Below are 13,459 nucleotides of genomic sequence, written 5' to 3'. Positions count from 1 at the left end.
CCAGCGCGACCCTAACCACCAATGCGCCGAATCTGCAAACTATCCGAACCCCCAATTTGACCCATGTTTGAACCAAAGGTCATGACCACGGTGTCACCAAACTTGAGCTGACCTTGTTTAATAAGCTCGGCTTCAATTTGCGCCACGATGGTATCGCGGTTGATGTTGTGCTCTGACAAAGGAATCACATTGACTTCACGGAACAAACTCAAGCGACGCAAGGTGTGAACATTATGGCTGCCCGCAAAGATGGGCACGCCACTGTTAAAACGAGACATCCATAGCGGCGTGGAACCTGATTCGGTTAAAACAATGATGGCATTGGCTTTGAGATGATGGGCGGTGAAAATCGCCGCCATGGCCACCGACTGGTCGATTCGACCAAAGGTCATGTTGCTCATCTCTTGGTCGAGTGTAATGGGTGCGAACAATGCGGCCTCTTCACACACCTGCGCCATCACGCGCACTGTTTCAACGGGAAACGCGCCCGATGCAGTCTCGGCGGACAACATCACAGCATCCGTACCATCCAACACGGCATTGGCAACGTCCGAGACCTCGGCGCGGGTCGGTACGTGACTGCTAATCATCGACTCCATCATCTGTGTGGCGGTGATGGTCAATTTGTTTTTTTCACGCGCCCTGCGAATCATTCTCTTTTGCAACGCAGGGACTTTGGCATCACCGACTTCCACGGCCAAGTCGCCACGTGCAACCATGATGCCGTCTGAAGCGTCCAAAATTTCATCGAGATTTGGAATGGCTTCGGCCCGCTCGATTTTTGCAATCATTAAAGCGTTTTTACCACCTGCATTGCGCATTAATTCGCGTGCCATATACATGTCGGCCGCATTTTTGGGGAATGAAATGGCCAAAAAATCAGCCTCAAAAGCCGCCGCTGTAATCAAATCGGCGCAATCTTTACTGGTCAATGCTGCGGCCGATAAACCGCCCCCCAGTTTGTTGATGCCTTTGCGGTTTGACAACACGCCGCCTTTTTCAACCACACAACGCACGCTGGTGTTGGTTTTTCCAAGCACTTTCATACGGATTTTGCCATCATCGAGCAACAAAATATCGCCCGTCGTAACATCTTTAATCAACTCAGGATAATCCAAGCCAACACGATGCACATCGCCTAAAGTCCCCGCATCGGTGTCGAATGTAAATTCGGCATCATTCTCGAGCATCACCTTATCTTCGGCGAACTGAGCAATGCGAATTTTAGGGCCTTGCAAGTCAGCCAACACGCCAATATGCACGCCCATTTCTAGAGCCAACTTGCGGACTTTACTCACGCGGTCAATATGGTCTTGTGCCGTGCCATGCGAAAAATTAATGCGCACAACATTCACGCCTGCATTAATCATGTCACGCAACACGCGTTCATCAGAGGAAGCGGGGCCAAGGGTGGCTACAATTTTTGTGTCTCTCATTTTTAGTATTCTTGTTGTGTGGGTGGATAAAAGTGATGCGTAAGAATGCGCCATTTTCGAATGAAAATCAAGTGCCCATGTATTCAAATTACTGAATTGATATTTATATTTGTTGTTTTACTACATAAGCGTTTACACACAACCGATGTGTTGCATCATGTTGCGTGTAAATACCTCGGACTCCCTTCAGAGTTTTTCCTTATTGCCCCAACGCCTTTACCGATGCCTGTACGCGCAGTTGTTGTGTGCGGCCTTTTTGCTTAACCAGCAAAGTTAAGGGCACTGTTTCTCCTGCACGCAATGTGTTTTTGAGACCCATTAACATGATGTGCGTGCTTTTTGGGGCAAGGGTAACGGTTTGATGCGCGGGCAGTTGGATTTCAGATGTCGCCTGCATGTGCATCATGCCCTCATGGTTGCTCATGATGTGCAACTCGACCTTTTCTGCGACGGGACTTTGTGCGCCAATCAAAGTGGCATTGTCATTGCCGTCGTTGGTCAGGGTCAAAAATGCACCACCCATGGTTTGTCCGTCAACTGTGGCGCGCGCCCACGGTTCGTTTACTGTAATTTTGGCGTGTGCAGCCAGCGTGAAAAAAGCCAAGGCGATGATGGCGGGTATTTTAAACATGATAAAACTCCTAAAATTTTTGAATGAAAGAAAAACAATATTTAATGTAGGAGGTCAAGTCCAATTTTGGTTCGACCTCCTGCACGGTTTAATGATGGTGAGCACCATGCTCGGCCGCTGACGGCAGAACATCGAGCGTGGCGGCGGGATACGCATCATCATGAGAAGTGGCTTGCCACATGATATTTTTGTTGCCACATTTCTGTTCAACAGGAATGTACAGTTTTTTTGGTGAGCCGCTTACTTTAGTATAAAAAACAAACTCATCATAAAAATCAGTGGGCAACGAACCGCCCGACCATTCTATTTGTGAAGTGAATATCGTGATGATTTTGCCGTTATTTTCATAAGGTTCTGATAAATTAGCTTCCCTTATTTTTAAGTCCCAGCCCGCTTTGGGCATGGGCTTGGCGTTTTGAAAAGCCTCTGGTAAGTGCACGATGACAGAATTCGTCGGCGCATCGTCGCAACCATGCGGAATTTTGATTGCAATGCGGGCGTACTCCCCCGCAACCACTTGCTTCGGCTCGGCAGAGACATGCGCATAGACGGGTGCGCTGGCAATGGCGAGCATGCTGACCACGATGGCGTAATTTGTTTTCAATAAATGTTTCATTACAACTCCTAAAAAATGAGAATACCGCCCAGACCAAAAAGGCAGGACGTATCAATAAGCCGCCACACATGGCGTGACCGCTTTATTTCATTAAAAATTAAAGACAAATAGGAGTTGCAACAGGCGGGCCGCGAGGGCGAGACCAGCGCTCGAAAAACAGAAGCGAACGCAGTGGGCTTTGATAAAGGGTTGTTAAATTAGATGTTGAGCGCGGCCGAGCACACCACAACCACGCGAAAAAAATCAGCGCAGGCAGTGTGAACAAACACCATGCGCAATGGGGCTGACCATGTGCGCTTTTTTGCGGGTCGGCGGTCTTGCTTGAAATTGCCGTTGCCGTCGCGCCCGCATCATCTTGCACCCAAACAGAACGAACGCCATCCTCGGTACACACATCGACCACGCGCCCCGCCACGTTGGCAAAATGCGCAGGCCACAACGCCGCCCACAGCAGCAAGGGCAATAGCCATGCACCGAGAAAACGCCGAGACGAGGGCAAGCGCAGTATGTTCATGAGGGTTAATTAATTAGACCACATGCTCCCGCCCACATTGAAATAGTGCGATTCTGGATGGGCGAAATAAAAGCCAGAAATGGATGACGCAGGCCACATCGCTAGGCTTTCCGTTAAGCGCATGCCGATGGACTCAGCGTCCAGCACGCGGAACAAATCAGTTTTCACTTCATGTTTAGGACATGCAGGGTAACCAGGTGCAGGACGGATGCCGCGGTACTGCTCCTTAATCAACTCATGAGTGCTTAGAGCCTCATCGGGCGCGTAACCCCAATCATCTTTACGAATTTTTTCATGCAGGTATTCTGCAAAAGCCTCAACCAGACGGTCGGCAAGCGCTTTAAACATGATTGAACCGTAATCATCAAACGCCGCATCCATTGCGGCCAAACGTTCTTCCATGTCCAGCCCTGCTGTGACGGCGAACATGCCAATGTAATCTCGTCCTGTGGGCGCGACGTAATCCGCCAATGACTGGTTTGGATGGGCTTTGCCATCAATGACAGGTTTTTCAGTGAGTTGACGACCTGGGTTCCAGCGCAATAGCTCGGTCTTGCGTGTCTCATCGCTAAAGACCACGATGGTGTCGTCATCCTCGGTGTTGGCGGGATAAAAGCCGTATGCGCCTTTAGCCGTGAGCCATTTTTCACGGGCAATTTTTTGCAGCATGTCTTGCGCGTCGTTATAAACACGGCGTGCTTCTGCCCCCACCACAGCATCATCTAAAATGGCTGGGAAATGCCCCGCCAAATCCCACACTTGGAAGAAAGGCGCCCAGTCAATATAGTCAATCAGCACGCTCACATCCATGTCTTCAATCAACTGCTTGCCCAGTACTTTAGGGGCGGGAGGCGTGTAACGTGTCCAATCGGTTTGCAATTTGTTCGCACGCGCGGCCTCAGGAGAAATCTGCACTTGCCCTTTTTTGTTGGCATGTTGACGGCGCACGCGCTCGTATTCTGCATGGTGCTCGGCTAAAAACGCATCGCGCGTTTGCGGAGACAGCAGTTGTTGCAAGACCGTCACCGAACGCGAAGCATCGGCGACCCACACCACAGGCCCGTCATAATTGGGGGCGATTTTAACGGCGGTATGCACGCGTGAAGTGGTTGCACCGCCAATCAATAAAGGAATTTTACGCTCGCGGAAGTAATCATCACGCTGCATTTCAGAGGCCACATGCGCCATTTCTTCGAGCGACGGCGTAATCAAGCCCGATAAGCCAATGACATCCGCGTTGACTTCTTTGGCTTTGGCAAGAATTTGTGCGCATGGCACCATCACGCCCATATTTTCGACATCGTAATTATTGCACTGCATGACGACGGTCACGATGTTTTTACCAATATCATGCACGTCGCCTTTGACCGTGGCGATGACCATTTTGGCTTGTGAGCTTTCAGCGTCTTTGAAGCCAGCGGCTTTGCGCGCCGCTTTTTCTTCTTCAATAAACGGAATGAGGTGAGCCACGGCCTGCTTCATGACACGCGCCGACTTCACCACTTGCGGCAAGAACATTTTGCCCGCGCCAAATAAATCACCGACCACATTCATGCCGTCCATCAACGGGCCTTCAATGACTTCGATGGGACGAGCGGCATTTAGTCGCGCTTCTTCGGTATCCACATCAATAAACGCAGTGATGCCATTGACCAGCGCATGAGTCAAGCGAGCATTCACGCCCTGCTCACGCCAAACGAGGTTTTCTTCTTTTTTGATGCCATCGCCTTTAAACTGGTCGGCAATTTCAAGCAAGCGGTCGGTTGCATCCGCACGGCGATTTAAAATCACATCCTCCACACGCTCGCGCAACAGCGGGTCTAGATTGGCATACACGCCGAGCTGTCCTGCGTTGACAATGCCCATGTCCATTCCCGCCGCCACCGCGTGATAGAGGAACACCGTGTGAATCGCCTCGCGCACAGGCTCATTGCCTCGGAACGAAAACGACACATTCGACACGCCACCACTGACCAGCGCGAATGGCAAATTCTCTTTAATCCAACGGGTCGCTTCAATGAAGTCAACCGCGTAATTATTGTGCTCTTCAATGCCCGTTGCCACCGCAAAAATATTCGGGTCAAAAATAATGTCATCCGCAGGAAAACCAACGGTGTGAACCAAAATATCATACGAGCGTTGGCAAATTTCAATTTTGCGCGCCAATGTATCCGCTTGACCATCCTCATCAAACGCCATCACCACCGTCGCCGCGCCGTAACGCATGATTTTTTTAGCGTGCTCGATGAAGGCGACTTCACCCTCTTTAAGAGAAATCGAGTTCACAATCGCCTTGCCCTGCACGCATTGCAAACCCGCCTCAATGACCTCCCACTTTGACGAGTCAATCATAATCGGTACGCGTGAAATATCAGGCTCAGAGGCAATTAAATTCAAAAAGCGCACCATCGCCGCTTTTGAATCGAGCATCGCCTCATCCATATTGATGTCAATCACTTGCGCACCATTCTCCACCTGTTGCCGCGCCACCGACAACGCCTCATCGAATTGGCTGTTCAAAATCATGCGGGCAAAGGCTTTAGAACCCGTCACATTCGTGCGCTCGCCCACGTTGACGAATAGCGATGCGTCGTCCACGACAAAAGGTTCAAGGCCAGAGAGACGGAGGTTGCGGTGTTGGGTGGTCATAATCAATTCAGTGTAAAGATATAAGCGTCAATAAGCGTTTGGACGCATTTTGTATTAATTTAGCATTATGCTGTATTTTAGACATGCGGCGCAATGCGCGTTGCTTAGATGTGTGGTGGATTACACAATTGGAATTATGTGTGCTTTAATTAGCTTTCTTACAAGGAGAGGATAAATGAAAAAAATAGTTGCTTTACTGATATGTCTACCACTATTAGCACAGGCCGCATTTCGGTTTAAGGATTATCAAGTTGAGGCATATATAGGGCCACGACATAATGTCACTTTGAATAAAGATACCAAACAGTTCAAATCGAGATTTATTGAGACTGGGAAAATGCCAATAAACTTTGCTGGTCATTATGTTGTGAACTCTTTTGGCTGTGGCACAGGATGCGCAAGATATTTTTATGTAGATGTCAAAACGGGAGAAGCAAAATTTTTGCCTGAATATTTACAGGTGGATTATAACGACCAAGATTGTGAAAACGAGGTGTATTTCAAGCCTGACAGTAGGTTATTTGTTGTATCAGGAATGCAAAAGGGCAGTTGTTCCGTGAATTATTATCAAGAGTTAGATGGAGGGTTTAAATTTGTAGGTTCGCAACCTTTAAGCAAAGCAGTAGAACAGTAAAGATACTCAACAAGTAAACCGTAGGGCACAATAAGCAACGCGCATTGCGCCACATGTTTATCCAAAAACAAGCATGACATACGCGTGAACATCAAACACCAACCAACAAACACACGCTAACTAAACCAAGTTCAACGGGACTGAATGTAATTGGTTTAACCCATCTAAACCGCAGGAAAAAATCGCTCCAAATAGAATAAACACACAATCGCGCTCATGGCAATTGCAATGCCCAGCACGTTGATGCGAGAAAGTTTTTCGCGAAACAACCCTGCGCCGACCAAAGTGCCGAGGGCAATGACGCCAACGTTCATCCCCGCAAAAACCAAGGTGGGGTTGTCGCTAAACTCTTGGTGGGCGCGGATGTAAAACCAAATATTGCCGAAATTGAGTGCGCCTAAAATAATGCCGCTCGCCAAGCTGCCGTCATTCCAACGCGTGCGCTTGATGAGCAGGTAGATCAACATCAGAACGCCTGCGAGGACAAATGCGGCGAACAGGTTGGCGGGGGTTGCGCTGCCTGTTTTCGCCACTTGTTTAAAGAGCACGTCTATCACGCCATAACCGACCCACACCGCCAGCAAGCTGCCAATCAATGCGCCTTGATTGCCCGAGCTGGCGCGGTTTTTACCCGCCGCACTGGGTTTAGCGATTAAACACAATAACGCTAAAAACGCCAAGCCAATCCCGACCATACGGCTGGTTTTGAGTTGTTCACCAAAAATCAAAAATGAGGCCAAAATCGGAATGAACAGAGCCAAACGTTGGGCTGCATCTGATTTAACAATCCCCGCATGTTGCACCGCGTGCGACATCATGATGAAAACAGTCGGCAACAGAACCCCAAGCGCAACAAACAACATAATCGCATTGGGTTCATGCGCGATGGCGTTGAGATTCGGCGACAGAAAGAACCATGTTAATGCGGTGGCGACAACGTAATTTACGAGAATCGCTTGTTCAATCACGATGTTTTGCGTGCGCGCTCGCTTTAAAAAAACAGACACAGCGACGCTGCATAAAATGGCGCATAGCAGATAAGTCATGACAAACCCTTTGAGGTGAAATACAGAAAAATGATTCAACAATTAAATACCGAGCGTCCATGTGGTCGTCGATGATTTAATTGGTGTTGCCGATTGACTGCGTTTTAACTGCAACTATGCTGAAGTCAAAGCGCGTGGTTTTTGCGTTGCAACCGCTTGTGCGATAGCCGCAATATGATCAGGTGTCGTGCCGCAACAACCGCCGACGAGATTCACCAAGCCCGATTCGGCGAAGTGATGTAAATGTCCCGCAGTGATGTTGGGCGTTTCATCAAACCCCGTATCAGACATCGGATTCGGCAACCCCGCGTTTGGATAGCATGAAATACCGCAGTCACAAATCTTAGCCAACTCAGCGATGTACGGGCGCATTAGCTCCGCACCCAAAGCGCAGTTCAGACCGAATGTGATGGGCTTGGCGTGGCGCAAGCTGTACCAAAACGCTTCCACGGTTTGCCCCGATAAAATGCGGCCCGAAGCGTCCGTGACCGTGCCCGAAATCATGACGGGCAAACGTTCTTGTGTGTTTTCAAAAAGTTCTTCGAGGGCGAATAACGCGGCTTTTGCGTTCAGCGTGTCAAAAATTGTTTCCACCAAAAACACATCTGCGCCCCCATCCATCAGCCCTTTGGCTTGCTCGTAATACGCCGCGCGCAGTTGCTCAAAGTTCACATTGCGTGCAGCGGGGTCGTTCACATCAGGCGAAATACTGGCGGTTTTGGGCGTGGGGCCAATGGCGCCAGCAACAAAACGCGGCTTGTCGGGCGTGCTGTATTCGTCACACGCCGCGCGCGCCAAACGCGCAGACTCGACATTCATTTCATACGCCCATTCGGCCATGTGATAGTCGTCTTGCGCTACGGTGGTCGCGCCAAAAGTATTGGTTTCGATGAGGTCCGCCCCTGCGGCTAAGTATTGGCGATGAATTTCAGAAATCACATCGGGGCGGGTCAATGACAGCAATTCATTATTGCCTTTGACATCAATCGGATGATTGGCAAATCGCGTACCACGATAGTCGGCTTCAGACAATTTGTAACGCTGAATCATCGTGCCCATTGCACCATCAAGGACAACGATGCGTTGCTTGAGAATGTCTGGCAGGTTTTGGGCGCGAGTGTAATTCATAACGACACTTTCTTAAATGTTTCTATCAATTTGATTTTATTGGAAATAATGGCCTTCATCGCCAGCCCACCATTGTACCAAAGGCGTGAGGTGGATGCAAAACAGCACGTGTTGATTTTGAGCCGTACCGAGCATTCGCATGCACTTAGGCCGCGGATGTTTGAAAAAGAAGCGGTTGTGATAAGAGCATTATTTTGGGTGCTGCGCTAAAGACCAGCGCGCCTGTTCAGCAACAACGGGGTTGTGATGAGTGGTAAAGGTCTGTAGTGCAGTGAGTACGTCTGGCGTGGTCGGCGCATTGCCCAGAGCAAGCAAGACATTGCGCTGCCATTGAGCATGACCGATGCGATAAGCGGCAGAACCCGCCATATTGTGTTTAAACGTGGCTTCGTCCCATTGGAGCAATGCCAGTAAATCGGAGCAATCCAGCGCGTGTCGCACAGCGAAATCAGACAAAGCGGACTTTTGCGCAAATTTATTCCAAGGGCAGACCAGTTGGCAGTCATCGCACCCATAAATTCGGTTGCCAATGGCTTGACGAAACTCGTGTGGAATTTCGCCTTTATGCTCAATGGTTAAATACGAAATGCAACGACGGGCATCGACACGATACGGCGCAACAATCGCACGAGTTGGGCAGATGTCGATGCAGGCGGTGCATTGACCACAATGTGCGCTGCTCGGCGCATCAGTCGCCAAGTCTAAATTGACATACAACTCGCCGAGAAAAAACATTGAACCGTGCGCGCGATTGAGCAACAACGTGTGTTTGCCACGCCAACCTAAAGCAGTTTGCTGCGCAATTTCAACCTCGGGCACAGGCGCAGAATCGGCAAACGCACGATAAATTAAAACCTGTTCAGTCATATTGGCAAGGTGCGCTGCCAATGCGCTGGCGAGCTTTTGCAAGGTATTGCGCACGACTTTATGATAATCCCGCCCGAGCGCATAGCGAGAGACATAGGCTTTATTTTGGTTATTGATATTCTGCCAAGCATCCGCTCGCCAGTCATCTGGCAAATCGGTTGCCAGATAAGGCAAGGCCACACTGATGATGCTGAGCGTGTGTGGTACGAGCACATCGGGTTGAAAACGCGCTTCAATATTGCGAGACATGTAATCCATCTCGCCCTGAAATTGAGCCTCTAACCACGCCAAATGTGCTTGTTTCGCCGAACGTAAATCAGGTTGGCTGATGCCGACGTGCGCAAACCCAAGTGCAAGGGCTTGTGCTTTTATCCATGCGGACAGTTCCGCTGCTGCGTTACAATGTGGGCTGTTTTTAGGCGTCGTCATGCCGCCATCATACCGAAAAATGAGCCGAGTTTTATGAGTGAAAATGTGACTTTTAAATTGACTTTACCCAACGAAGCCGCCACCGAACGTTTGGCGCAGCAGTTGGCGCGCATTGTGCGGGCGGGCGAAGTGATATTTTTACAAGGTGAGTTAGGCGCAGGCAAAACCACTTTCACGCGCTATTTTGCACGCGCTTTGGGCGTGACAGGGCGGGTTAAAAGCCCCACTTATACCTTGGTAGAATCTTATGATTTAACGAACCCGAATCATGAGCCACACGGTGCGCGGCAATTACATCACTTCGATTTGTATCGACTGGGCGAAGCGCGGGAATGGTTTTCGGCGGGGTTTGATGAGTATTTAAATCCACATTCAATTGCTCTGATTGAATGGCCAACCCAAGCCCAAGGCGCACTGCCTGAGCCAACGATGCGATTGAGTTTTGAACATGTGGATGACGCTGCCGATGTATCATCAGAATCTTTTGATGGGCAGCGTCAAGTGCGGATAACCGTTCCAGTTTCTGTGGATGTACGAGCTTTAAGCCTTGAATAAGGCGCAGTTCTTTATGGCAACATGTCTAAAGTGAACATTTGAATGTTATTGAGTTGTTGCCATATGTTTTTAATGGCGTTTTTTTGCTCCTCGAGCAGCTTGGGGTTGAGCGTGCTGCTGTCGCTTGAGAAAAAACTTGTATTCGCTACGGAGAGTTGAGCGTTTTTCTCGTTGCTTGCGCCCGTTGCGTGCAGCTCACTGGACGAATCGTAGCCAATTAAATCGACGTTTGAGCCGTTGTAACGAAACACATAATGGTTGTTGCTGACGTAATTCGAACCACAATTGAGTTTGTATTTGAGGTTAAGTCGCAAGGTTCCGTCTTTAATGCTCATCGGTTCTGCATCCGCCAATGGGTCTGTTAAGCACGGTGTTTGCGCATTATTGGCGGATGGAATGAGTTGCTTTTGTGTGCTCTGTGTCACGTAAGATTGGTCTTTGTTTTGCAGCGCGATGATGAGGTGACGCGGGTTCAGATTAAGTCTGGGCTGGTTAGCGTCATTGGCTTTAAAATTGGCGGGGTCGGTGTTCTCAACAATGATTGCAACGTCATTTAAACCATCGTTATTTAGGTCACCTTCGGCTTTTTGTACAATGTTCCAGCCTGTGGGCACAAGGTCTTGAACACCGCTGGCAGCGGCTACGGCGTTGTAAAAAACAGTACTTAATAATGCAAAATATAAAGTTTTTTTCATTTGATTCACGCTCCTGTTGTTCAAATCAATTGTTCAAACTCATCATCCCGAACACGGTAATTATGCCAGTTTTCATAATCAAAATGCCACCACTCGTGCGGGTGGCTACTGAAGCGATGTGCATGCATGGCGTTTTGTAGCACATCACGCATGGCATTTTGTGCCGCCGTGCCGCCCATATAATTGAGATGAGATTTTTCATTAAACTCGTCATACGCGCTCGGCATCTCGATTTCTTGGCCTGTTTTTAAATCGTATAAGCTCAAATCAACGGCGCAACCGCGATTATGGCGAGAGCCTTCAGCAGGGTCGGCCAAGTATAAATGGCTGTCGGGATAGTGTTCCCAAAAGTACGCGGTCACATACCATGGCCGATACGCGTCAAAAATTCGCAGACCGTAGCCGTGTGGCTTAAGGTCGACCGCCACGTTTAACAAGGCTTGCGCGGCCTCCTTCATGATGAAACACCGTGCTTGAGGGTACACCATTTGCCCTGTGAAATTATCGGTACTGGCGTATTTGATGTCAAAAGTAAGGTTGGCCGCAGCTGCTTGAGCGACTTGCATCAAGTCAACCAAAGGGGCAAGCGGCAAATGGCTTTCGTTGGGAATTGTAAATATTGTCATGGCGACATTTTACGCCAGCCCGCCTACATTTTTGTCGCAAAAACGAAGGGAAAGCATGTCGCCAAGATTGAATATTAAAGAAATCAGTCGGTAACACTTGAAAAACTTGAGTTTTTGCGCTGCATCATGTATTTTTATGGATTCATTGTGTGTCAATTTTGTGTTGAGAAAATACGGCGAAAACGATTTTTATATTCAAAAAAAGTGTACAAAACGCTTTGACGTATTTTCTTTTTTGAGGGAATGTTATGGCTTTAGTGGTGCATAAATACGGTGGAACGTCGATGGGCTCAGTTGAGCGCATTCAAAACGTGGCCAAGCGCGTGGCAAAATGGGTAAAAGCGGGTCATCAAGTGGTGGTGGTGCCTTCGGCGATGTCGGGTGAAACCAACCGTTTGTTGGGTTTGGCGAAAGAAATTAACGCCGATGCGCAGGACATGAGTCCTCGAGAGCTGGACATGATTGCCTCTACGGGCGAGCAAGTCTCTGTTGGTTTGTTGGCGATTGCATTACAGGCGATTGGTCAAGATGCGGTGAGCTACGCGGGCTGGCAAGTGCCTGTGCGCACCAATAACGCGTACACCAAGGCGCGTATTGAATCAATTGATGACAAGCGCATTCGCCAAGATTTGGACGCGGGTCGCGTGGTGATTATCACGGGCTTTCAAGGTGTGGATGCGCAAGGCAATATCACCACTTTGGGACGGGGCGGCTCCGACACCTCTGCGGTGGCGGTGGCGGCGGCGATTAAAGCGGATGAGTGTTTGATTTATACCGACGTTGACGGCGTGTACACGACCGATCCACGCGTGGTTGAAAATGCCCGCCGCTTGGATAAAGTCACGTTTGAAGAAATGTTGGAAATGGCGAGTTTAGGCTCGAAAATTTTACAAATTCGCTCCGTTGAATTTGCAGGTAAATATCGCGTTAAAACCCGTGTATTGTCGAGCTTAACCCCGCATGATTTGGACATTAATATTGAAGCCCACTCTGGCACACTGATTACTTTTGAGGAAGATGAAACCATGGAACAAGCAGTTATTTCAGGCATAGCTTTTAATCGCGATGAGGCCAAAATCACGTTGATGCAAGTACCTGACACCCCAGGCGTGGCGTTTAAAATTTTAGGTCCTGTTGCCAAAGCCAATATTGATGTGGACATGATTATCCAAAATCAAAGTACGAACGGCACAACCGATTTTTCGTTCACCGTCCATCGCAACGAATATAAAAAGGCCATGGAAGTGCTGGAAACTGAAGTAAAAGATGCGATTGGCGCGAAAGAAGTCATTGGCGACGATAAAGTCTGTAAAGTCTCTGCCGTCGGCATTGGGATGCGTTCGCATGTGGGCGTGGCCAGTTTGATGTTTGAAACATTGGCGCAGTCGGGTGTGAACATCCAAATGATTTCAACTTCAGAAATCAAAATTTCTGTGGTCATTGCGGATAAGTATTTGGAATTGGCTGTGCGTGAATTGCATAAAGTATTTGATTTAGAGCAAGATGCGCAGATTGAGTCCGTTTAAAAGAATCCCAAAAAGCATCCAATACACATCAAAAGTGCTTAAAAATGCACATTAATTTTTGATGCTTCACCAAACGCTTCGCCTAGACGAAGCGTTTTTTTATACTA

12 protein-coding genes and 1 pseudogene are annotated in these 13,459 nt (G+C 48.7%); 3 read left to right on the top strand and 10 right to left on the bottom strand.

The features are described 5' to 3' along the window. Positions 1 to 11: 11 nt before the first annotated feature. The 5 genes and pseudogenes from pyk to metH form a co-directional block, all read right to left on the bottom strand. Entirely contained in the window at positions 12 to 1,436 is a 1,425-nt protein-coding gene (pyk, locus tag DFR44_RS06500; protein ID WP_246012068.1) for a pyruvate kinase, read from the bottom strand. A 199-nt stretch (positions 1,437 to 1,635) separates the two neighbouring features. After that, a complete protein-coding gene (locus tag DFR44_RS06495) occupies positions 1,636 to 2,067 on the bottom strand; it encodes a copper chaperone PCu(A)C (RefSeq protein ID WP_133620292.1) in 432 nt (143 codons plus the stop codon). An 88-nt stretch (positions 2,068 to 2,155) separates the two neighbouring features. After that, the gene (locus DFR44_RS06490) at positions 2,156 to 2,683 is read right to left on the bottom strand and encodes a YcnI family copper-binding membrane protein (protein ID WP_133620290.1); all 528 of its coding nucleotides are present in this window, start codon (positions 2,681 to 2,683) and stop codon (positions 2,156 to 2,158) included. A gap of 97 nt (positions 2,684 to 2,780) precedes the next feature. Continuing rightward, positions 2,781 to 3,197 carry a hypothetical protein gene (locus DFR44_RS06485; protein ID WP_133620288.1) on the bottom strand — a complete coding sequence of 139 codons (417 nt, stop codon included), beginning with the start codon at positions 3,195 to 3,197 and terminating at the stop codon, positions 2,781 to 2,783. Positions 3,198 to 3,227: 30 nt separating this feature from the next. After that, positions 3,228 to 5,846: pseudogene (gene metH, locus DFR44_RS06480) on the bottom strand (methionine synthase); the annotation flags it as partial. A gap of 175 nt (positions 5,847 to 6,021) precedes the next feature. Here metH and DFR44_RS06475 point away from each other — a divergent pair. Continuing rightward, positions 6,022 to 6,480, top strand: coding sequence for a hypothetical protein (locus DFR44_RS06475; protein ID WP_133620284.1), 459 nt, complete (start codon positions 6,022 to 6,024; stop codon positions 6,478 to 6,480). A 164-nt stretch (positions 6,481 to 6,644) separates the two neighbouring features. Here DFR44_RS06475 and DFR44_RS06470 read toward each other — a convergent pair whose 3' ends face one another. The 3 genes from DFR44_RS06470 to queG form a co-directional block, all read right to left on the bottom strand. Beyond that, positions 6,645 to 7,526 carry an EamA/RhaT family transporter gene (locus DFR44_RS06470; RefSeq protein WP_133620282.1) on the bottom strand — a complete coding sequence of 294 codons (882 nt, stop codon included), beginning with the start codon at positions 7,524 to 7,526 and terminating at the stop codon, positions 6,645 to 6,647. A gap of 114 nt (positions 7,527 to 7,640) precedes the next feature. Next, positions 7,641 to 8,654 carry a homocysteine S-methyltransferase family protein gene (locus DFR44_RS06465; protein ID WP_133620280.1) on the bottom strand — a complete coding sequence of 338 codons (1,014 nt, stop codon included), beginning with the start codon at positions 8,652 to 8,654 and terminating at the stop codon, positions 7,641 to 7,643. Between the two features lie 189 nt (positions 8,655 to 8,843). Further along, positions 8,844 to 9,950, bottom strand: a complete 1,107-nt coding sequence (gene queG, locus DFR44_RS06460; RefSeq protein WP_133620277.1) for a tRNA epoxyqueuosine(34) reductase QueG — start codon at positions 9,948 to 9,950, stop codon at positions 8,844 to 8,846. 33 nt (positions 9,951 to 9,983) lie between these two features. Here queG and tsaE point away from each other — a divergent pair, with 33 nt between their 5' ends. Beyond that, complete coding sequence (tsaE, locus tag DFR44_RS06455) at positions 9,984 to 10,505, top strand: tRNA (adenosine(37)-N6)-threonylcarbamoyltransferase complex ATPase subunit type 1 TsaE (RefSeq protein ID WP_133620275.1); 522 nt, start codon at positions 9,984 to 9,986, stop codon at positions 10,503 to 10,505. A gap of 11 nt (positions 10,506 to 10,516) precedes the next feature. On the opposite strand, the gene DFR44_RS06450 is transcribed toward tsaE, so the two are convergent. Both DFR44_RS06450 and DFR44_RS06445 read right to left on the bottom strand, forming a co-directional pair. After that, positions 10,517 to 11,200 carry a hypothetical protein gene (locus DFR44_RS06450; protein ID WP_133620273.1) on the bottom strand — a complete coding sequence of 228 codons (684 nt, stop codon included), beginning with the start codon at positions 11,198 to 11,200 and terminating at the stop codon, positions 10,517 to 10,519. Positions 11,201 to 11,220: 20 nt separating this feature from the next. Next, a complete protein-coding gene (locus DFR44_RS06445; RefSeq protein WP_133620271.1) occupies positions 11,221 to 11,826 on the bottom strand; it encodes a M15 family metallopeptidase in 606 nt (201 codons plus the stop codon). A 248-nt stretch (positions 11,827 to 12,074) separates the two neighbouring features. Between DFR44_RS06445 and DFR44_RS06440 the strand changes: the two genes are divergently transcribed. After that, positions 12,075 to 13,352 (top strand): aspartate kinase, encoded by a 1,278-nt coding sequence (locus DFR44_RS06440; protein WP_133620269.1) that lies wholly within the window; start codon positions 12,075 to 12,077, stop codon positions 13,350 to 13,352. The last annotated feature ends 107 nt before the right edge of the window (positions 13,353 to 13,459 follow it).

It is taken from the genome of Hydromonas duriensis, from assembly GCF_004363775.1.
In the GTDB taxonomy this organism is placed as follows: domain Bacteria; phylum Pseudomonadota; class Gammaproteobacteria; order Burkholderiales; family Burkholderiaceae; genus Hydromonas; species Hydromonas duriensis.
The sequence above is the reverse complement of the archived record's forward strand: the minus strand, read 5'-3'. Positions and strand labels throughout refer to the sequence as shown.